Source organism: Paenibacillus sediminis, assembly GCF_017873765.1.
GTDB lineage: Bacteria > Bacillota > Bacilli > Paenibacillales > Paenibacillaceae > Paenibacillus_AG > Paenibacillus_AG sediminis.
This window is the reverse complement of sequence record NZ_JAGGKP010000011.1, coordinates 1-20,355: the sequence shown is the minus strand read 5'-3', so window position 1 is coordinate 20,355 and position 20,355 is coordinate 1. Positions and strand designations below refer to the sequence as shown.

Here is a 20,355-nt window from a genome sequence, read left to right as displayed (position 1 = left end):
ATCTCTCCTATTCTATTTTCTGTATCAGATGATCTTCCGCTTCCGCGAGACGTTTACGCGCTTGTGCTAACCGCGCTTCATAGTCCGCGAGAATTTCGCGCTGTATGCGGACAGATCGTTCGAGCATGACGACATCATAACGTTGAAATTCGAGAAGTTTACGGGCGAGTTCGCTCACGCGGGGCAATCCCTCCGATTAAATTTTCGCTTATCAAGTGCGCTAGAATAACCGCAGCCGCATCGCTTTCATCATCGGTCGCGAATCGGTAATCATCCGGTAATCGCAGCCACTTTCGCACCGCTTGCGCGACATCCGCCTTCTCCGCTTTTCCGCTGCCCGTTACGATCTTCTTAACGCTCGTCGGCGTAATATTCGCAGCAACCGCAAGGCCGAGCGAAGCCAGCGCGCGGTCAACCGCCGACCACGCTCCGTGCACCTTATCGTTCTGCGCGTAGTTACGGCTCGGCGGCCATATCTCGCGTGCGATAGCGCCAGTAAACGGGCGGTGCTCGCGGAAAAAGAGGAGCGCGTGCGCCTCGATAAGGCGATAGCGCAACGCGGCGTTATCGGATGGCTCCGTCTTGACATGCGAAGTCGCTACGAGATAGGGAACGCGGTCGATTACGTCGATTACCGCGAATCCAGGCGATGTTAACGATAAGTCGAGTCCGGCGTGACGCGTTTTAACGCCCTGTTTTGGCTTCGTCAGTGTCCGCGCCTCCCCTTAGCGATGCGAATACAACTCCGGTCGATAATGCCAATATTGCGATTAATAAAACCGCTACTCCCGTCGACGACTCCTTAATCGCGATGATTACGAAGTACCAAAACGCGACCGCCGCCCCGTATACTCCCGTTAAAACTAACGATGATACGATTCGATTTACGTATTTCATTTACGCCGCCTCCTTCGCTTGGTCTTCGCTTCTTACCGCGAGGATAAATTCGAGCGCTTCCGCTGGTCCGCGCTTCTTCCAATCCGGCAATCCCGACCGTTGTAGCGCGGTCACTTCCCGTTGGATTGCCACGAGCTCGTCGTCCGAAAGGGATAACGCAATCGCCCGCTTGAAGTCGTTGAATAACCATTTGTCGAGATCGAGTTTCGGCGGATTGCCTGTTTCCGCCGCGTCTACAATCCCCGCGAAGTGATCGAGCACCTCGTCGCGCATCTCGTCCGTAATATACACGCCAAACGCCGCGATATCCGGACTCTTTTCGAATTCATCCGCGGTCATATTCCACGACTTTTTCGACGCGTTCACGTAGAGGATTACGTAATAGTCCACACAATACATTTTCGAATAGCACACGCACTGCTTAACGTGATCCTCTTTCGGACCATTGCGCGTTGAATACGCCGACGTCATCGAGAACGTAGTCTGCTTACTTTTGACTTCGAGTCCGACACGTAGTACCTCGCCATCCTCCGACACGTACCGCATAATTCCGTCGCAGGTTCCGAATAGCGAGAACACTTTTCCGTTATGCTCGATAACCGTGTTAATCTTCGCGAAGTCCTCGAACATCGGCTCGCCGCGGTCGTTTCGCTCGAATCTGAAATTCGGACTCTTGGCGTGTGCCTCCGCGAATAGAATATCGCGCTGAATCGTATCGCCGATAGCCGTACCTATTCGCGTCCAACGTCCTTGATGCGCCGGTCGCTCCGTTTGCTCTTTCTTCGCGCCGCGCATCTTTTCGTAGAGTCCGCGTGCGTCTGCGTTGGCGGCCGACGGTGAGAAATACGGAATACCCCGCGCAGGCCATACCTTGCGTGTATTATCCGTTAGGTAATCGAAGTACCAACGATGTATCTGCGCGTCGAGTGCGTCGTCGTACACTTCGGGCGCGGAATGCCATTCGTTAAGAAACTGCGTAAAGTCTTGCGCGATTTTGTCTGCGATTTGTTGCGTAATTTAAACCGCCTCCTTAATAAGTTCGTATTCAAACGCCTCGCCACGCTTGCCGGCCTCATACGCAAGTTTAATTGCGCGAGATATTTTATACGCACCGTTAAGATCGCGGAAGAATACAGCATCTTCCGGCTCGCCCGCGCTAATGTCGACGCTAACGCTGTTTCCTGCATCGTCCTCTACGTCAACCGTCAGCGAACCCTTTCCGTCATACTCATAACCGCTATTGTCGATACTATGCGTCTCAACGATCTTCATTCTTCGCCATCTCCTTCGTTTTATTTATCGTAATCACTCGCGCACCAAGCGGTGTATACGTCAGTGGGCGCTCCGGACTGTCTACGACAACGTTTCGGTAGTCGATACCGGACTCTAGCGCCTTCTTCCGCAAATTAACGTAAAGCTGCAATGTTGCCTCTACGTCATTCATCGCGCGATGGTGTCCGTTCAATTCGATGCCATAGCGCGTGCAGCAGTCCGCCAAGGCGTGCGCTTTCGTCCGGATCGACCAGGCGCGACATGGCACGAGTGCAGGCGAATGAATCCGGATGTATCGTTCCCAAAAACGCCAAATCGAACGGGGCGTTATGCGAAATTACCAATGACCCCTCTAGCCAAAATTCTAGAGCTAACGAGGCCGCTGTAATATCCGGAGCCCCGCGCAAGTCATCGTCACTAATGCGCGTTAACTCCGTAATCTCTGGCGGAATATTCACGCCATCCGGCAACGCAACAAACGTTTGGAATCGGCCAATTTCGCGTACCGAGCCATCAGCGCCAACTTCCGCACGTATAGCGGCGATTTCCGTAATGTGATCGAGATGCGGGTCAAGTCCGGTCGTTTCAATATCGATAACGGTTATGATTTCGGGTGCGAGCATTACGCGGACCTCCCGGCAACGTATTTGATGACTGTGACTTCTTTCGGTACGACTTCGCGGATTCCATACGAAAAGTCTCCGCCTTCCTGCATTTCCGTGGCCGGACGCTCTCTATTAACGGAGAAATACGCGACCTTCCCGTCAGACTGCGTCACCTTATACGTGATGTCCTCCGTTGTGAACCAGCGTCCACCTCCGCCAAACTTCTCGGCAACTACGTCTATTTCATAGCCTTCCGGCTCGTATGCGTCAAGAATATCGGCAATCTCGCGCCAGTTACCGTCACCAACTATCGGCCAGCGCTCTGCGTCCACCTTCGCTTCCAATTCGCGCAGTTTCTCAATAACGTTTTCCACTCGCCCGTCATCCCCCCCTTCGTCATAGTCCGGTTCCCACCCGCATGGGCAGCCGTGGTCGCCGTATTCGTCCGCGAGTACGCGGCTTTGTCGCCGGCATTGCGGACATGTGTACGTTGTTGTTTCGCGTTCCATTTATGCGGCCTCCTTCGGTACTCGGTACGGCAATACAACAACGTCAATCTCGTTCTCTTCGTCGCGCAGGACGATCGGTGACGACGCGCTAATAATACCGATGATTACTCGCGTGCTACCGGCGTCCTTGAATACGTTGAGTGCGTTAAGAAGATACTCCGCGTTAAACGATACCTCGGCGTCAGGTCCGTAAATGTCCGCGTTAATTCCGGCCGAGAACCTAAACGGTGTGTCGTCGTTATTCGCGGACAGCCTGACGTCAGCGCCGACGAGTGTTAAGCGCGCAGTGTACGTCTTGTTTCCGGACAGTTTCGTGGCTTCGAGCGCTACTTTTGTGCGCGCAATAGCTCCGTTAATATCATCGCGGTTAGCTCCGACGCGGATAAGCGTGATCTGTGTCGGTAACTCCATCGGAATAATGCGCGAAGTGTCCGGAAAAGTTCCGTCAATCGTTGCGCCTGTTTTGGCGTGTGACGTAAACGCCTCCGTAAAGTTATGCGCGCCACCGATGCGGATTAACGTGTGACGGTCGGTAGCAATTACGGAGCCATCTGCGCTGTAGTGAACGCCTTGTAATACCGGTGTCGCTTCGCTAGTTGCAGTAAACTTTTTCGCGTGCTTCGTAATGAGTTCGAGTTTCTTCGCTTGCGATATCGCCATTTATGCGGCCTCCTTGCCGTTATTCATCAAGTATTGAAACGCGAGACGGTTGGCGAGATGTGTGCCTCCGATAAAGTCTTCGTCAGCGTCTGCCGAGTTGTTGTAAATAATCCCGAATGTCATCGCGAGTCCCGTGAAAAAGGCAGTCGCATCTATGTTTTCGAGATTGTATCTATAGTTTTCGCTTTCCTCGTCAAACAAGGACCAGATTAATTCCGAAATGTCACTGGCAAATTGTTGTTCTTTGTTCAGCATTAAGCACCGTCTCCTTCGTTAATAGGTTTCTCCGTACTTTCCGATGAACTCCGGCAGTGGCCGGTTATTATCGAAGTCCCACTCGCCAGGCACGTACTCCATCATCCAGCGTTTTTGGATTACGATATCAGTCGTCAGCGGCACGCTAAATTCGGACGTCTTCGTCATCACGTCGTTAATCAACGCGATCGTCTCCGGCGTTACCTGCTCATCCGGAATGCTGACGATAATCTCGTCGTGGATGGATGCGTTAAACTCCCATCCGCGCTCTCGGCAGATTTGCGCGATACGTATACCAATACGCTTGAGAACGTCGGCGCCCGTACCTTGAATGACTGCGTTAAATGCCGCGCGCTCCCAATAGCCGACGAGTCCGCGTTTTTCTTGCAGCGTGTCGATTTCGTCTTGGATAACGGTAAGCTTCCGTTCTTCGGCCGCAGATAGGCGTGGCTTGCCTCGTAACTGCTTCCGCTCGGTGAACAGGCGAATCAACCGCTGCTCGTTCCGCGCTTGCTCGGCGGCCGTCGCCTTATAGTCCGGAAACCGGCGCTTACGTCCGAAGAGTGTTTCCACGTAACCATTCGCTCGCATCCCGTCACGGATATCGGCAACCATCGTTTTAAACGACGGGAACGTGCGGTCAAAGTTCTCGAAGAACATGTGCGCAACATCCTCCGTAACGTTCATTTTCTTCGCGAACGATTTCGGTGACTGATCGTATGAGACCGCTAGCTGGCCGGTCTTCATCATCTTACGCGGCTGAAACGTGTGAGTTGGATCGTACGCTTTGTCGACGCAATACTCTTGCGGTAGATTAAACGTCATCATCGCCATCGTCGTATAAAGGTCGACGCCATCAACGAAGATTTGCCGCATGGAGTTATCGCCATACCGTGAGTACATGATGTGCGCCATAATACGCGGCTCAATTTGACCAAGGTCGGCGCCGACAAACGTATAGCCCGGACGCGGTATAATCTGATTGCGGACGCGATTGCCTGCGCCTTTTGACGGGAGGTTTTGAGCGTTTAATCCACGTTGTACCTTTCGTTCGTCGGCGATGAGCTTGCGGACGATCGCGTGATAGTTAGCGTCCGTTACTGTTAACAATGGTTATCAACTCCTCATTCACCGAAGTTGCTCATCCACTCAACATGGCTAATCTCGTGCCAATTTTCGGCGTAATAGTCTCCCTTTCCAACTGGTTTGAGATCGGGACTTTCACTAGACTCTGCAACTAGACACTTACCGTATAGCGTTGTTACTATCTCCCCGACGATTGATATCTGCTCGCCCGTGGTATGCTCGTAATACTTTCCTACTTCGAACTCCATTTATTACCCCTCCGTTTCAAATTCGCGTAATATATCGATCGGCCGTCCGCCATACCCCGACGAACTATAACGCCCGGTCGCGGTGCCTCCCGATTTAAACTCCGAATGAATCCGCCCGTCTATTTCGAGCGCGTGCGGTATCTTCGTTACATACGTGTTAAGTAACTTCTCGTACGCCGCAACGGTCGCGAGCGGCTTGAGCGCTTCCTCTTCTTCGTAATAAGCTGCGAGAACATCGGCCGCAGTGCTCCGCGTTTTGCCGCGCTTAAATTGACCGGTTCGGTCGCGGATTCCGAGGTGATCGTAAATCAAGTACGCCAGGTGATTTCCGTTCGTTATCGAAAATTCCTCTACGAAAAGTGGCGCGTGTTCCTCGTCCGCTGGGGCCAATTCCGCAGCCTCCGCTTCCAACTCGCGTAGTCTATCGATTGCGTTCGTATACTTTTTGAGCGCAGTCTTGCCGGCCGCTTCGCACTCCGTGATAACTGCGCGTTGTTTCTCTTGCGCTTCCACATTCCGGGCTAATCGCGCCTTCTGCTTCGTAATCCATTCCGCGATCTTCTTAGCGTTGAGTGTCCGGTCCATCTTCCGCACAAACTCAGCGTCGATATCATATGCGGTGAATACGTCGGCCTGCGCCTGCTCCAATAGCGGCACGAACTCGGCTTCGAGCGCGGCCAATCCGTCAAGGTCAACGCAGAATCCGGAACGCGACAGAAACACGTCAGTCTCCGGTAGCTTTGAGTCAATCTGCGCGTAGCAGTCGAGAAGTTTTCCGCGGTATTCTCCCGAAGACGCCTGCGCCATCTGTTCGAATTGCCATTCCGTTAGTTTCCAACCGTAAAGTACGTCCTTTATCGCGTAGATTCCGACGAGTTCAACGCTGAACGGAGCCGGCGAACGGTTGCCGAACATGTCCTCGAACGTATAGACCGGACCATCGATGCCGAAATAACGTCCGTATTTCGCGACTAACGGTTTCAGACCGAACGACTCTTCGTGTTCGTTAAGCAAGTTCATTGCGTCGAGCGAGTCCCAAACGCAGCCGTGAATTTCGTAACCGTCCTTTATCGCAACGTGAAGATCGTAGCGCGCCGATCCCATGTGGAACGATTTGCCGTGCGCAGGTTGCGAAAGGTACGGAGATATCGCGGCCAGCACTTTAGAGCGCGTTAACTGCGCATCACCGTCCTTGAACGCACACGTATTGTCCAGGAAATCGAATCCGTCAGCACCGCGCATATCAACGTGACCGTACGGTAGATAATAGCCCTCGTTAAGTAACGGTAGCCACACGGAATATCCGATCGAAACGTCAATATACGTATCGACACCAGTACCCTCGAAGTCATTCGCGGTAAGGGAGCGTACTCCCAACTTCGCCCACTTATCCGGCCACTCACGCATCTGACTCCGGCACTCTTCGCGAATACGCTCAACGACTGCCGGCAACTCCGCGTCATCCGTCACGATGTGAAAGTTCGCCGGTTTCGTCCGCAGCGTTTCCGCGACACGCTCTTGCCGGAGCGCTTCGCTTTGCTTGCGGATAATGGCGGCGCCTGCGGTGAGTACGTCGTCCTTCGTCCATGACCGCCCGTCTGAGCGAGGATTGCCTGTTTCCCCGCTCATGAACGCGCGCTTAAACGCCGCAAATTGTTCGCGCTGCTTATCCGTAAGACTCATCGCGCCTATTCGCGCTAACGCTTCTTCCGGAGTTTCCGCTTTGCCCGCCGCACTCTTCCGCTTTGCCGCCGATTTGACCGCGTCTCTTGCTGCGTTGTCGTCCGGACGATTAAGCGAAAGGTTTATTTCGATGAGGATGCGCCTCCTTTCGGAAGATCGAATCGTTGTTCGACCGGTACGATGAGTTTCACTTCCGAAGGGATCGACCAGTTATTGCGGTCTCCTTTGCCAGCATCTACACGTATATTCTTACTTCCGATATACGTAACCTCTCCGATATCGCCGACTCCATTAACGCTGCTATTCGTATTCGCGATAATGCCAACCAAGTCGCCTCGCTTAAACTCGTTCACCTTCCGACCAATGCTCGCCCAACGCGCTTCCTCTTTGGCCGCCGCGACTTCCTCGTCGGTTGCGCGGATAAGTTGGTCTAATGCGTAGATATCACCGCGCTGTCCGTTTAGATCTTCCGTGGCGTAAATGAAACCAAAGTCCGAAATTCGATCGTTCTTCGTGATCTTCAAGATAGTTCCTACTGATTCGGCGCCAGCATCGGATACTTTCTTCGCATACTCCCCGACTTTCAAACGTTCAACCGGTTCGAGGACTACGTATTCGGACGCAGCTGCCCAGTTTTCTTCCCCTGCGCGGTCAATGAACATAACGCCCCCGTTTGTACCGATTACGGAAGTTACCGTAAACTCGTCACCGTCTTCGTAATCGAAGTTACCGCGTGCGTCCACAATCTTAATCCGCTCGCCAACTTTGGCGTGACGCTTGACCTCGCGGTATTTAGACGTTGTTTCCGATACTTTTTCGTAGACTTCGTAATCACTCGCGTAGTTACTGATTTGTCCACCGCGAGAGTCGCCTACGTTATCATCGAAACCTAGGCCATATTTCACGTACAGAGGGCCGTAAAACGCGCCCTTGTCAATGTCGATTGACGACTTAAGCGCCTTAACGATATCCCCCGCCTTCGCCTTCCGCTCAACCTTTCGATATTTCGTACGCTCACCGTCCGCGCCAATTACCTCTACGTCAGCCGACGGTATTATTACGTTTAATTTCGCCATTCTATCGTCTCCTTTTCGGTTTATTACGCAACTTCCGGTAACTCCGTAAACAACGCGCGGTTAAACGCAATCGGTAACTCGACCCACCGCTCGGCTGCGCGTGCTTCTGCGCACCAATACTCCGTTAACAGGCGATTCTCGAACATATACACGCGCGGTACTTCGCCATCTGCCGCCCATACGCCAACGATATAGTCAGCGTCGGCTCGATCGTACGCCGTTCCGTTACCTTTTTTCGCGTAGACTACGAGGTCGCCCCCGCGGTCTTCGCGCTGCCTAATCGTTTTCACCTGAACCTTAACGTGGTCGCCGCTTACGGGGTCAGTCGCGAGTATATCGTACGACTCGTCCGTTTCCGCACGATGCACCGTCCATCCGTTCGCCAGTAGCGCCGCCCTTGCGATTAGCTCCGAATACTTACCTGTAATTTCGCTGACGTGTGCCGTATCAATCGCCCTCCTCTTCCGTAGCGACAACATCGGCCGCCACGATCTCAATCGTTGGGAAATCGTAGCCACCGACGGACACGACGATGTTTAAATCGAACGGTCCGTGGTCGACGTCAATTTCCGTTAAGAAGCGTTTAAGTTGCGCGCTTGCTTTCGGCAATTCCCTTACGTTGTCTACCGTCATGCCGACGGAAATCCGCCGGTCGCTGCGGTAGTTTTGCGCGTTATTCGCGTTCATGGGCGCGCCTCCTTTCGTTAATTAGAACGGTAGGTCTTCGTCAGGAATAGGCGGCGCGTCATCGTTAGAAGGTGCCGGAACTTGCGCACTTGCTCCGATAGACAGTCCAAGACGAGCGATATCGAATCCGGCGATTACGAGATTCTTCACCTGCTCATCTTCGTCCGCAACGTACAAGCACGTTTCGAAATCCGCGAGATCGAACGGCTCATCACCGAGTTTGGCGAAGTTGGCGCGTTCCTCATCCGTCAAATCACGCTCCATTTTAACGATAGCGTTGAGCGATACGACGGCGCCTTGCCCCGTTCCCTTCTTCGAGAGTTTAAAAGCGATAGCGTCGAGGTCATCGATATTCTCTTCGATCGCGCCCTTGATAACCTTTTCTTGGTTCGGCGACAAATCGATGACAATGTCCTGCCCTGTCGTCAAATCGTAGAAGGCGCGCAGGTAGCGTTTTTTGCCACGCAGCAAGTACGCCATATCTTTCGTCGGCTTAACGTCAGCCTCGCTCGCACCGGACTCCTCTGCTACTTTGGCGTCAGCGTATAGCAGGTCGGATGCACGGTCCCATACGCCGTGGCCGGACTGTATGGACCCTTTCGCGTTACGCACTGCCGGAGATTTCGGCACAAACGTGTTGACCTTGCCGTAGATGCCATAACCGAAGTATTCCGCGACATCATTAATTGACCTGACGCCGACCTTGTACGTGCTGCCGGATTTAAATGACACGATAGGGCTATCCTTACCGCCATCATCTCCGTTAGTTGCTGCCGCAGCCGCTGCGCCTACTTTTGTGAACATTGACATTTAATCACGTTCCTTTATCGGTATAGTCGGATATTGCGCTCCGCCAGGCGCTCGGACTCGTATTTCTGCGTCCGCAACGCGGCACCTTTTCGGGAGATGCCGCACGGCCGGCGTAGAATAGGAAGCTTAAGCGATGCGTACCCCAATCGCGATCGGCTTCGTGAAATAATCCGCAGGGTCTTCGTATTCCTCGAACCTTCCGCTATACTGCGCGTCAATAATGCGTGAATTTTTTGAAACTATCTGCGTGGGCTTGCGTAAAATATTCGTGTATGGACGTTTAATGATGGCCACCTCCGGTTATAATAATTAGTAGTTGGTTATAATTTGATGTTGACAATAGGCAACGTAAAAGCATATAATTTGAAATGTCGGATGTATGCAACTGGTAATATTTTGGTTATTTTAACTAAAACGACTTGCCATATATGATATAATTACTGTTGGAATAGTGAATAAACTTCATGCCTGAAGGTTTATTCCTATATCCGTAAAAGGCAGTCGCTAACTCGGATAGTGAACCGACTGCCGCTTTCCTCAAACTGCACTTAACAACGTGGTTTGACACTGCGATTTGAATCTGGTGATATATCTACGGTGCGACTCCGCATTTCCTCCGTAACTTTGCGCCAACAAAGTAGCGGTAGCGGTATCGCTGTTACCCGTATATGTCCAAGATTTTAAAATCGCCAAGTTCCGTAGGTCGCCTCCCGCCAAGGAGGCGATTTCTTCATTTACAAGTATATTATCTTCAATAATTGCCCGATCGTCTTTAACATCTATGGAACATTCTCCATCTTTAGATATAATTGGTACGGAAGTAAAGTTTCTTGTTTTAGTTATGTTTCTCTTCTTCCACCTGTTTAACCTTTCCCGCAACTTTGCCTCAACTAGAGCTCTGAATCTTCCTTTTTCTATGTCGAAGATTTTCACAGCCTCGTCAATCCGTTTGAAACAGTCTTCCTCGAAGTCACATTGACTACTGATTTGATTTCGGCTGATCTCAGATAATCGGTGTATGTGCGGTTGGAAGTGTGCCTTTATACCCCACAATGCTTCCGCGTCACCCATTTGTGCTTTTTGGGCCATCATATTCAGTTGTTGTTCTTCCAAAGATCATCATCTCCTTTTATTCGTTATACATATATACGGACAAGCTTTTTAAAAATTGGGACATATACCAAATTATTTTTTACAAGCTGCTTCGAAGTGCTCGTCCAGCCGCATTGTCAACAAACTGTACGTAGTCGCGCAAAACCGTTTATGTCCCTAGACCTATTTACTTTTGCTTTTAGAGCATCAATGCCTAATCCTAGCATAAGCTCGTTTACATCTTTATGCAACAGCGGAATTAACACAATTTGTACCCTAATTCTTCCAACCAATTCGCCAACAACTCGATTCCGCCACGCACGCCCCGCCGCATCGTTATCGCGTATTACGATTAACTCTTCGATAGGCGACCGCAGTATCATATCGCGTTTAATCGCGTTGAACGATTTCGCACCGCCAGTCGCGATCGCAGGAATCCCCGCGGACATTAGCGTCATCGCGTCCGTTTCCGATTCGACTATCGCAGCTCGGCGGATTCGTTTGCGGTATATCACGTCAAGTCCGTACACCATTTCGCGGATCGGACGTCCACCTTTCGCGTACCAAAACGTTTTTTCGCCTACTTTACGGAATTTAATCGCGCCGAGCGTTCCATTCGGATTGAACCACGGAATGACTACCGCTTTTCTATCGCGGTCATATCCGATGCGCATCAACCTTTGAACAGGCTCCGTAATGCCGCGCTCGGTTAAGTACGGATGGCGGAAATTGTACGCGTCCAGCATCCGTATATCTAACGGTCGATACGGCTCAGCAAGCGTTAAATTAAGCGGCCTTAACTTTGGCTCCTCTTCCGCATTATCACCGGTATTGCCGTACTTCGACCGCAGATAGTCGAGCGTTTCCGCCGTGGTTTCGTTCCGCAAGAATGCGAGTAGCTTAACGATGCCGCCGCGTTGATATTCAGCGTCGGTCGCGCCTGGGTCGCCCCAATTGCCGGCGTTTGCGGTAGACGTATTTGTTAGGTAAACGTAGAATGACGGGTGCGAATCGTAACGGAACGGAGAGGCTGCGGTTAAACGGTCATCCGTCCAAGTTGCGCGCGTCCATTCGAATTGTTCCAGTTCTTCGCGTACGTCTATCTGCATTTAGGGGAACCTCCTTTTATTCGGGTTATATGGTGGAATACCCATTTTATTTGTTATGTCACTATATAGTCGAACTACGTATTACCGCACCTTTCTTATCCCGTTTTATCCCCTGCCATGTTCCCGCATCCGCAGGAAAGTGCCAGGTAATCCTTTTCCGTTTGAATGACGATAGGCTTTTCTTTAGGCTGGTCGCCAGGAATAAAAAGTGTTTCCTTTCCGCAACTGTTGCATACAATCTTAAAACCTAACATATACGCCACCACCTCCTCTTTAGAAAATTATACCAAAGGCCGCCTCAGATTAGAAAATCGATTCGAATTGATCTGCGTTTGGTTCGATTTCGCGTATGATACCAAAGTTTGGTAAGTATATAATCTCGACGCGCGTATCCTCGCCGCCATTACGTCCTTTTCCGAGTTCGATAATTCCGCGTCCTTCCTGCACTAACGTATCAATCGCGATAACGAGCGCAGAGTCTTCGAGAATTGCTTTACTCTTTTTGAGATCCGCACGTTTCGGCGGTTTCAACTCGCGCGCCCCATCGTCTGCCTTCTCATTCGGATTCTCTTCCGCCTGTGTGATAACGTGTATTACCGCGCCAGTGGCTCCGGCAATTCTACGTAATCCTTTGGAAGTTGCCGCAACGTCACCGCCAGCTACTCGAGACGTGTTCGCTTCGAAATCCATATAATAAATTGGATCGATTACGACGACATCCGCCTTCGTTTCGATAATGTCCGCTTCTAATTGACGCAGGCTTCTCTCGCGGAAGTCAATATCGTCAACTGCGCGGAGTATGATGCGTCCTGCCACATTCTCTGGAAGTGCCGACGCAAATTTGCGTAATCCTTCTTCGAACTCTTCCGATAGACTGCCGGATAATAACGCGCGATTTTCGAATCCTGCGTCATGTTCAACGCCGTCGACCATCGCTTTGACAATGCCATCACGCGCTGATAATGACGTATAGGCTCGCGCCATCCACTCGTATTTAGACATTTCCATCGCCCATACGAGAACGTTAGCGCCGTTACACGCGGCCTCTAGCGCGTCCTCCATCGTTAACACGGATTTACCGCGTCCCGACCGTCCGAACCACGAATATACGTTTCCGGAGAAGTAGCCGCCTCCGATCGCTTTATTAACAGATGGGAATTTACTCGGCCATATTTTAAATGACTTTCCATCGCGACGTCTTTCAAATTCCGCTAGGAAATCGGCTGCGGCATATTTAATGTCCGTTCCTACGTTTTTGCGAACTGATGTTCTCATTTTAATAGATTCTAGTTCGCCTATCAAAGTCGATATGAACGTTTCTGAATCGGAAGAATCGAATAGTTTCGGTACTTCTACGTTCATAAACTCTGCTATTCTCCGTTTTCCTTCCGTATCCTTTAATTTTCGCGCAAGGTACTCGTATGAGTCCGTTACGTTCGGGATATACACGAAGTCCGGAAATTGTTCGGTAACGACCGCATAACTTGGCGCCTGCCCTCGGTTCGTAGCTGCATATTCACGAACGAAATCGTATATTCCGCGTTCCAATTCTGTCGCAAAGTGCTCACGGTCAACCCCGAATCGGCTGAACGCTGCGACATCGTTTGTATCGAGTACCTTCGAGATCAGCGTTTCCCCTACGGACATTTTTATCGCATCCCCCTTTTTGACGTGCCTTCGAACAATATTGTTACGCATAAGTCGCGAATACGGTCATATAGTCTCGGGTCGAACACGCGGTCGAGTTCGGTAAGTGGGACGTTTGACGTAAATACGGTCGGAAGTCCCGCCGTCACTCGTCCGTTAATAATCGCGTGTAAATCCGCTCTGAACGCATCTGTCGCGTCCCTAACGCCAATATCGTCGGCGACCAAAAACGGCACGCTCATCGCGATTCGTTGTGCGCGGTAATAACGTTCACCCGCGGGTGCTGCGACTTCTTCGGGAACACGCGGTCTGTTAAACGCGTTAAAATCCGTCTGCCACGCGTTCACATCGAGAAAGTATACGGGACGTTCTAACGCTTGCCGGTTACGCTTAAGCGATCCGATATAATGTGCGATGAGATATTCGTTAAGAACCGCGGCGGCTGTCGTTGTCTTACCGGTTCCTGGCGCTTCCGAGTAAAGATATAGCGATTTAACCGGCTCGTCTGCGTTGTCTTCAAATTGCCGTCCGAATGTGCTGACGTAAGCATCGATTATTTTATACGCGCGTTCCTGTTCCGCTCTAGCTGGCGAATTTTTAACGGTGAGCATCCGATATTCGGATGGAACTCCTGCGGCCCCAATTCGACCACCTCTACCGTCGTAACCGTGTAACGTGATATATGACGGACACCTCCGGTTACATGTTTCGGAGTTTGCGAGTTTGCACGGTTCGCGTAGTATGCAGTTATTAGCGTGACTTATGTCGATCACCTCCGTTAATTATGCGCTCGTAATTGCGTTTCCAAATAAGTTGTAATTTCGGATTGTCCTGCGCCATATCTGCGAGAAACAAGAACATACGTGGAGGACATTCGGTGAAATCAACGACCATCATGTGCGGTCAGCTCCTTTTTAAATATAAAACACAAACAGCCTCACGCGCCTGCCGAATGGGTCGGCGAGGCTTATCATCGGATCGACGTAAGTGGTACGCTCATTTCCGTGACATTTTGCGGAGGTTTTGGTGTGTGGTCGGACGAAGAGGTTGTCCGAATTATATGGCGTAGATTAGAGAGGGTATATATGGTCAATCGTTTGTAGACGCTTGTTCTTATTTCCAATATTATACTCATAATCGCGAGATGTCAACATATAATCTCAAGAAGTTATGAATTGTTTGCGTATTGTTGGGAATGCTATAATTTAGAAAGACATAAGGAGTGAATAAACTATGCTAATTCCAAGCTATAAACCATTAAAGATAACGTTAGTCCAGCGCGATATGACGTTTGCCTCCCTCCGCGAAGCAACCGGTATCGCACCGAACACGTTTACGAAAATGAACAAAAACGAATGGGTCGCGTTAGAAGTTATCGCGCGCATTTGCGAAGCGTTAGACTGCCGCATTGAAGACGTAGTCGAGTTCGTTAAAGATAACCGATAATCTCGTCATCACTCGGTCCGCCCGCCATCCGGTCTCGGCGCTGCCTGTCCGCCAAGACTTGCGGCATAATCCGCGGTAACATATACGCGATGAGAAAGCCGGCCGTCAGTTGCGGATACTCGCGACTAACACGGTGCTCTGCGAATGCGCGCTCGATTGTCTCGCGTAAATTTTCCGCTCCATATTCGGTGAGAGCCCGCTTGATTAACGCCTGCTCAAACGTCCACCCGCGCATAGGAACGTACTTGTCAACGCCGTATTTCTCCGCGTTGAGATCGGCGACCATCGCGTGGATCGTGCGGGTGTTCCAATGTTCGAGCGCGAGGTTACGCCAGTCGGCGCGTTGTTCGGCCGTGATTTTAGCGCGTGTCATCTTTGTATCCCTCCTGGTATGGGTAGGTTAAGCCTTAATCCCTCTCCCTATAAACTTTTCCATTACCATTCACCAAGTCCCATAATTACATATCCGTTTCACATGCAGCCCTTTTGGTTAATTTATTAACAGTTTCTATGCAAGCCCAAATCGGAACTGACTTACCTTCCCAACCCGAGCAATCGTCTTTGCCTTTGCAGTTTTTATATTTCAGGCATTCCGTTTTACAGAAGGCGTAATAATTATTTTTCAAATTGAATTACCTCCGCCATTTCTTAATGGTGATACTTAGATATTTCTGTGACAGTAGAAACAACCGCTTTTGTCCTGTCGCCACGGGGCTTAATCAAATTCTTGCGCTCTACATCTTTGGAGTTACACTCAGGAATGCAAGAGCCTACATAAGCAATCAAAAATGGAGCTACATCATATTTGAAATATGGTTTTCCACTCGCAATTGCATCTCTTTTAGCCTTCAACCTCTCATAATGAACGGTATCCCTATATCCCTTTCTTTCCATACGTTCTAACGCTTTATCGATATCTTGCAGTATTTCATAGCGTGAAGTATCAGTTTGTATAATCGAACCGCTCCTTTCCATAACATAATCCGAACTTTCAACTATTAAACTATCTATCAATCTATCGTTTCGCTCATCCGTCCGGAGCGTAGTGCAACACTCCTGCGCGTCAACATCGGTAAAATGACGGTGATAATCGGTCATGCGTTCACCCCTTATACTATTAATTATACAAATGTTGCGCCACCTTAAACTCAAGCGTCAGCTCACCGTTAATCGCCGCGACCATCTCGTTAGTTGCCGCCCGTACCACGTCGCGCAATTCCGCCAAGCTCGCCGCATCCGATCGCGCGACCGTTCGCATACGCACCGAATCGATTAGCGCGGTGAGGCCTGCGGACGTTAACGGGTAATAACCGGCATCGCGCCATTTTTCGCGTGTTTCCGGAATGCTGCCGTCCTCGGGCGCTTTATAGCCGGGCGCTCGCGTAGGGTCAACGATGTAGCGTTCGCGTACGATAAAGTTCAATTCATTCGATGTGAGTGCGTAGTCTTGCGTGAGTTTAACGTTCATTGCGTAACCTCCTCGTTTAATGTGATGCGGCCGTCCCATTCGGTAAATGCGCGGCGAGCTTCGGACCTACGTAAATTTTCTTCCATCATCGCGGTGTATCCTATAACAACTCGCGTGGCAATGCCGATAAGGTCCGGATCGGTCGCGCTGTATACGCCGTGACCATCATAATAGTCGCGTTGGAAAATCGTACGGTAACCGAATCGTTTACGTCTTTCCTGTAACTTGACGGTAACATAATCGGTGAACATATCGCTCTCAACTTCGCGAATCGTTACGCGGTATTCAGCGCCGTCCGGAGCCGTTACGGGAAACTTCGTTAGTTTCATGCCGCGCCCACCTTTCGCATATATTCTTCGTACGCCTTCTGCGCATACCTGTCGTGGGATAGCGGTGCCCCGACGCGTAGGCACTCGGCTATGAACGTCTCGTCACGGTCGTCACACGGGACACCCTGCGACCACAGCCGCCAGTGTACGAGTTCGTGCAGGAGATTACCGCGTGTCAGTTCCGGACCGAGTTTCACATTAGTTGGCGCGGACATGCGGATTTCAACCTTAATACCGTCGTTACTCCACGCAAATGCCGCCCATTGATGACGCCACTCGTAATCGCGTAGGACGAGAGTTCCCGTATAGTCAACGTCCCAATGTTCGCGTGCTAGATCGTTGGCGAGCGAGAGTAGTCGCAGGCGTTCCGTTTCCAATTCCGATTTCTTCATACCGCGTCCTCCTTCGATAATGTGTAAAATAGTGCAAATGATTAATTTCCAATTTTACCGCGGATAAAAATAATAGTTGACAACTCGGCGAATATGTGTTATTTTATTAAATCTTTTAAAGATATTAAAGTCTTTAAAAGATCTAAATATCTTTACTCAGTTATTCACTACGTTCATAACTTCGTATCGCTCCGGTACAAAAACCGTACCGAATCGAGATATATAACACAGATATTGGTGGCGCGTTAAGAAAGAAAAGATAAAGATAAAACCGTCCCGATGCGCCGCCGCCCGCCGACCTTCGAATCACCTCCGTGAAATTAGCGTGATTTCAACGTGAAATTAGCGTGTTTGGTACGTGAGGGGTACGTTTATGCCCCTCGGACAATTTAAACGTTAATTTCACGGTGATTTTACGGTGAGATTTAAGGAACGCTGATTTAACGGAATTGGAAACGGATTGTTTACGCTATACTTTCGTAAGTGTATAATAGTGCAAACGCAAGTTATGCGGATACCTTTTCCGTAGTATTTTCGTCAGTCAAGCGATTGCCTGTTTCGCCTGATATAACGCCGTACTTCGTTAATTCACGAGTTAATATCGCCTCAATCTCATCGAACTGCGTGTAGTCGATCCGTATTAACGGGATGCCGTTAGCGCGGCAGTAATCCGTTTTAATGCGGTCGTTGCGTTGAGTTTGGCGAAATTGGCGGTCCGCCCACTTTTCACCGCGACCTGCGAAGTCTACCGGGCGAAAGTGTTGTTCTCCATCATACTCAATTAGGACTGTAACTTCTGATGATGATTTACATTCAACTGCGAAATCAAAAGGCAATGGGGACTTGTTTTTACAATCACCGAAACGGAACTGCTCAGTGAAAGAGATGAAATTTTTATTTAAATAATTGCGCACTTCTCGTTCGCCCTTTGATTCACAACACCTTGGACATCTTGCCCCCGTAATAAAGCTATCAGGTCTTATTTTCCAAATATGGCCACACTCATTGTGCCTGTGTTCCACCTTTGTTCGGCCATTGATGTATGTTCCAATTATTGAATACTCACTTCCAACTAACGATGTCACTTTTTGTATATACTCTTCATGTGTTCTCGTTATACTTTTGTGGTAACAAGCAGGGCATCTTGAACCGTTAAGGATACTGTTGGGAGTAACATCCCAGATGTGTCCACACTTATTATGCCTGTGAGCAATATGAACATTGCCGTGCACGTAAGGAGACATAACTGAATACTCATCTCCGACCACACTTCTAATTCTTTCTATATAGTCGGTTCTTGTTTTAGAATTGTTGTGACAATAAGGACATCTCGTACCACTTAAGAAACTACCAGGACGAGCCATCCACTCCCTTCCGCAATCAATGTGTATATGTAGCGCCTTATTACGAGCCCCTTTGTACTCTCCAAGAAACACGTATTCTCCCTCGGTCTGAATCCGTACATATTCCCTGTAAGACTCGGACGTCCACGCTCTTGTCAGTCTATTTACTTTGGGCCTACGTACACATCCCATGCATTGAGACTTCCTACCACCCGCGGAGATCCCCTTGTGAAACTCCGTCAGCGCCTTCACCTCGCCGCATTTCGTACACGCCTTCGCGTCAACCTCTACCGGAGTCCCATCCGGACCAGCTACCGTTTTCTTAACGATCTCGACACGTTTCCCTCGCGCCACCTTATCGCCTCCTATTTTCGCGTTCAATAGTACCGACAGTCTCCGAATTGATTTCGCACCAATTTCGATAAACTTTTTTCGAGTACACTAAATATACGGACAGAACTTTCGCGTTTTGGGACATCGGCTCAAAAAAAAAACGCACACCTCCGGAGAGATGCGCGTATTATTTATTCAATATCATTTAACCGTTCGAGTGGCGAAAATTTACGGTGCTGTTTCGCGATATCCGTTCCGAACAGCGATACGTACGTTTGTACCATTTCCACCGTCGTGTGGCCGAGGATCTTCTGTAGCGAGAACGCGTCGCCACCGTTCATAATATAAAACTTCGCAAACGTATGACGGAAAGTATGCGGACTCACACGCACGCCTTTGATATTCGCAGCGATGCCGATTTTCTGTATGTTCTCCTGCATCGTCCGTTTCTTCATCGGCGTATTATCGATATTAACGAACAGGTAATCGTGTTCTAACGGTCCGCGAACCGAAATATACTTTTTAAGCTCCTTCTCTAACGTTACCTGGAACGGAACATAACGTTCTTTCCGCCCCTTGCCGAATATTTTAATGATGCGCTCTTTCCATATGATATCCGTTATCTTTAATCGTTCTACTTCGGATATGCGAATTCCCGTTTCCAATAGCGTCAATAACAGTACGTAATCGCGGTATCCGGTAAACGTCGTTAAGTCCGGAGTCGACAACAGCTTCTTAATCTGCTCTTTCGAAAACGCCGGAATAATCCGCCGCTCCGCTTTAATCAGCGTTACGTGTTCCGCAGGATTCGCGGACAGGTATCCGGCTTCGTATAGATATCGGAAGAATGTCCGCCATCCTTTCAAATTCGTATTCACAGTTGAGTCCTTAACGCCGGACTCCTTCTTCGCGAGTATACATTCCTTGAAATTAGCCTCCGTTACATCTATCGGTCGCTCAACGCCGACGATATTTAGAAATTTAACGAGTTCTTTCAGCGAGTTATCGTAATATTTAACGGAGTATTCGCTTAGATTCTTGACGCGGCAATTATGCAGAAACGTTGCGATTGCTGTATCGAAGTCTAACGCCTCCAACGGATATTTACTTTCGCCGTCTTCAACGTATGCTTTAATCGTATTCGGACGTCTAGTGCGTTTTGTTACCGCCAAAATTAAAAACCTCCCTACGCGTAATATTCGGAATTTACCGAAAATAACGCGGTAGCGAGGTAAGGATTTCGTATGAAGGATCGGATTTTGCGCGCCACACGTCTGCCGTAAAAATGTACGTATAGGCTACCGTTAGGCGACCGTAAAACCGCGGAATATCAACGCTTAGGCTATCGGACAGGCTCACGTTCACCTGAACCGTGCGCGTCTGCCAATTCCGCCACGACCGCAAGTAT

Annotated in this window: 30 protein-coding genes; 1 reads left to right on the top strand and 29 read right to left on the bottom strand. The window is 49.8% G+C overall.

The features are described 5' to 3' along the window. Positions 1 to 7 precede the first annotated feature (7 nt). From J2Z20_RS15050 to J2Z20_RS14950, 22 genes are all read right to left on the bottom strand, one after another. Positions 8 to 178 (bottom strand): hypothetical protein, encoded by a 171-nt coding sequence (locus tag J2Z20_RS15050; protein WP_209852113.1) that lies wholly within the window; start codon positions 176 to 178, stop codon positions 8 to 10. Further along, positions 159 to 710 (bottom strand): crossover junction endodeoxyribonuclease RuvC, encoded by a 552-nt coding sequence (locus J2Z20_RS15045; RefSeq protein WP_209852273.1) that lies wholly within the window; start codon positions 708 to 710, stop codon positions 159 to 161. Before J2Z20_RS15045 ends, J2Z20_RS15050 begins: the two co-directional genes overlap by 20 nt. Further along, positions 685 to 897: a hypothetical protein gene (locus J2Z20_RS15040; RefSeq protein WP_209852110.1), complete on the bottom strand. Its 213-nt coding sequence runs from the start codon at positions 895 to 897 to the stop codon at positions 685 to 687. Before J2Z20_RS15040 ends, J2Z20_RS15045 begins: the two co-directional genes overlap by 26 nt. Beyond that, positions 898 to 1,839, bottom strand: a complete 942-nt coding sequence (locus tag J2Z20_RS15035; protein WP_245252436.1) for a hypothetical protein — start codon at positions 1,837 to 1,839, stop codon at positions 898 to 900. It lies immediately after the preceding gene. Positions 1,840 to 1,914: 75 nt separating this feature from the next. Further along, positions 1,915 to 2,169, bottom strand: a complete 255-nt coding sequence (locus J2Z20_RS15030) for a hypothetical protein (protein ID WP_209852108.1) — start codon at positions 2,167 to 2,169, stop codon at positions 1,915 to 1,917. After that, entirely contained in the window at positions 2,156 to 2,341 is a 186-nt protein-coding gene (locus tag J2Z20_RS18080; RefSeq protein WP_245252434.1) for a hypothetical protein, read from the bottom strand. The genes J2Z20_RS15030 and J2Z20_RS18080 overlap by 14 nt, the downstream gene beginning before the upstream one ends. Continuing rightward, positions 2,334 to 2,792 carry a 3'-5' exonuclease gene (locus J2Z20_RS15025; RefSeq protein ID WP_245252432.1) on the bottom strand — a complete coding sequence of 153 codons (459 nt, stop codon included), beginning with the start codon at positions 2,790 to 2,792 and terminating at the stop codon, positions 2,334 to 2,336. Before J2Z20_RS15025 ends, J2Z20_RS18080 begins: the two co-directional genes overlap by 8 nt. Further along, entirely contained in the window at positions 2,792 to 3,283 is a 492-nt protein-coding gene (locus J2Z20_RS15020) for a hypothetical protein (protein WP_209852106.1), read from the bottom strand. Before J2Z20_RS15020 ends, J2Z20_RS15025 begins: the two co-directional genes overlap by 1 nt. Then, complete coding sequence (locus tag J2Z20_RS15015; RefSeq protein ID WP_209852103.1) at positions 3,284 to 3,943, bottom strand: beta clamp domain-containing protein; 660 nt, start codon at positions 3,941 to 3,943, stop codon at positions 3,284 to 3,286. Continuing rightward, complete coding sequence (locus J2Z20_RS15010; RefSeq protein WP_209852101.1) at positions 3,944 to 4,198, bottom strand: hypothetical protein; 255 nt, start codon at positions 4,196 to 4,198, stop codon at positions 3,944 to 3,946. Between the two features lie 18 nt (positions 4,199 to 4,216). Further along, on the bottom strand, positions 4,217 to 5,308 hold the full coding sequence (locus tag J2Z20_RS15005) for a DNA polymerase (RefSeq protein WP_209852098.1): 1,092 nt from the start codon (positions 5,306 to 5,308) through the stop codon (positions 4,217 to 4,219). Positions 5,309 to 5,322: 14 nt separating this feature from the next. Beyond that, entirely contained in the window at positions 5,323 to 5,532 is a 210-nt protein-coding gene (locus tag J2Z20_RS15000; protein ID WP_209852095.1) for a hypothetical protein, read from the bottom strand. A 3-nt stretch (positions 5,533 to 5,535) separates the two neighbouring features. After that, complete coding sequence (locus tag J2Z20_RS14995; RefSeq protein ID WP_245252430.1) at positions 5,536 to 7,215, bottom strand: DNA polymerase; 1,680 nt, start codon at positions 7,213 to 7,215, stop codon at positions 5,536 to 5,538. Positions 7,216 to 7,337: 122 nt separating this feature from the next. Continuing rightward, positions 7,338 to 8,291, bottom strand: coding sequence for a hypothetical protein (locus J2Z20_RS14990; RefSeq protein ID WP_209852092.1), 954 nt, complete (start codon positions 8,289 to 8,291; stop codon positions 7,338 to 7,340). A 23-nt stretch (positions 8,292 to 8,314) separates the two neighbouring features. Then, entirely contained in the window at positions 8,315 to 8,767 is a 453-nt protein-coding gene (locus J2Z20_RS14985) for a PDDEXK-like family protein (RefSeq protein WP_245252428.1), read from the bottom strand. Continuing rightward, positions 8,739 to 8,978: a hypothetical protein gene (locus tag J2Z20_RS14980; protein WP_209852086.1), complete on the bottom strand. Its 240-nt coding sequence runs from the start codon at positions 8,976 to 8,978 to the stop codon at positions 8,739 to 8,741. Before J2Z20_RS14980 ends, J2Z20_RS14985 begins: the two co-directional genes overlap by 29 nt. Before the next feature lie 21 nt (positions 8,979 to 8,999). Next, the gene (locus tag J2Z20_RS14975) at positions 9,000 to 9,788 is read right to left on the bottom strand and encodes a hypothetical protein (RefSeq protein ID WP_209852083.1); all 789 of its coding nucleotides are present in this window, start codon (positions 9,786 to 9,788) and stop codon (positions 9,000 to 9,002) included. A 537-nt stretch (positions 9,789 to 10,325) separates the two neighbouring features. Further along, complete coding sequence (locus J2Z20_RS14970) at positions 10,326 to 10,901, bottom strand: hypothetical protein (protein WP_209852080.1); 576 nt, start codon at positions 10,899 to 10,901, stop codon at positions 10,326 to 10,328. A 116-nt stretch (positions 10,902 to 11,017) separates the two neighbouring features. After that, positions 11,018 to 11,989, bottom strand: a complete 972-nt coding sequence (locus tag J2Z20_RS14965) for a toprim domain-containing protein (RefSeq protein ID WP_209852077.1) — start codon at positions 11,987 to 11,989, stop codon at positions 11,018 to 11,020. A gap of 95 nt (positions 11,990 to 12,084) precedes the next feature. Next, a complete protein-coding gene (locus J2Z20_RS14960) occupies positions 12,085 to 12,243 on the bottom strand; it encodes a hypothetical protein (RefSeq protein ID WP_209852074.1) in 159 nt (52 codons plus the stop codon). 49 nt (positions 12,244 to 12,292) lie between these two features. Beyond that, positions 12,293 to 13,636, bottom strand: a complete 1,344-nt coding sequence (locus J2Z20_RS14955) for a DnaB-like helicase C-terminal domain-containing protein (RefSeq protein WP_209852071.1) — start codon at positions 13,634 to 13,636, stop codon at positions 12,293 to 12,295. A gap of 2 nt (positions 13,637 to 13,638) precedes the next feature. Continuing rightward, entirely contained in the window at positions 13,639 to 14,400 is a 762-nt protein-coding gene (locus J2Z20_RS14950; RefSeq protein WP_209852264.1) for a P-loop NTPase family protein, read from the bottom strand. A 469-nt stretch (positions 14,401 to 14,869) separates the two neighbouring features. Between J2Z20_RS14950 and J2Z20_RS14945 the strand changes: the two genes are divergently transcribed. Next, positions 14,870 to 15,082, top strand: a complete 213-nt coding sequence (locus tag J2Z20_RS14945; protein ID WP_209852068.1) for a helix-turn-helix domain-containing protein — start codon at positions 14,870 to 14,872, stop codon at positions 15,080 to 15,082. Here the strand turns inward: J2Z20_RS14945 and J2Z20_RS14940 are convergent. The 7 genes from J2Z20_RS14940 to J2Z20_RS14910 form a co-directional block, all read right to left on the bottom strand. Then, on the bottom strand, positions 15,066 to 15,455 hold the full coding sequence (locus tag J2Z20_RS14940) for a hypothetical protein (RefSeq protein WP_209852065.1): 390 nt from the start codon (positions 15,453 to 15,455) through the stop codon (positions 15,066 to 15,068). The two genes, J2Z20_RS14945 and J2Z20_RS14940, sit on opposite strands and share 17 nt — an antisense overlap. Positions 15,456 to 15,730: 275 nt before the next feature. Further along, complete coding sequence (locus J2Z20_RS14935) at positions 15,731 to 16,180, bottom strand: hypothetical protein (protein ID WP_209852062.1); 450 nt, start codon at positions 16,178 to 16,180, stop codon at positions 15,731 to 15,733. 19 nt (positions 16,181 to 16,199) lie between these two features. Next, complete coding sequence (locus J2Z20_RS14930; protein ID WP_209852060.1) at positions 16,200 to 16,550, bottom strand: hypothetical protein; 351 nt, start codon at positions 16,548 to 16,550, stop codon at positions 16,200 to 16,202. Continuing rightward, positions 16,547 to 16,879, bottom strand: a complete 333-nt coding sequence (locus J2Z20_RS14925; protein WP_209852055.1) for a hypothetical protein — start codon at positions 16,877 to 16,879, stop codon at positions 16,547 to 16,549. The genes J2Z20_RS14930 and J2Z20_RS14925 overlap by 4 nt, the downstream gene beginning before the upstream one ends. Then, the gene (locus J2Z20_RS14920) at positions 16,876 to 17,271 is read right to left on the bottom strand and encodes a hypothetical protein (RefSeq protein ID WP_209852052.1); all 396 of its coding nucleotides are present in this window, start codon (positions 17,269 to 17,271) and stop codon (positions 16,876 to 16,878) included. Before J2Z20_RS14920 ends, J2Z20_RS14925 begins: the two co-directional genes overlap by 4 nt. A 506-nt stretch (positions 17,272 to 17,777) precedes the next feature. Beyond that, positions 17,778 to 18,968, bottom strand: a complete 1,191-nt coding sequence (locus J2Z20_RS14915; protein ID WP_209852049.1) for a PDDEXK family nuclease — start codon at positions 18,966 to 18,968, stop codon at positions 17,778 to 17,780. A 170-nt stretch (positions 18,969 to 19,138) separates the two neighbouring features. Beyond that, a complete protein-coding gene (locus J2Z20_RS14910) occupies positions 19,139 to 20,119 on the bottom strand; it encodes a tyrosine-type recombinase/integrase (RefSeq protein ID WP_209852046.1) in 981 nt (326 codons plus the stop codon). Between the last annotated feature and the right edge of the window lie 236 nt (positions 20,120 to 20,355).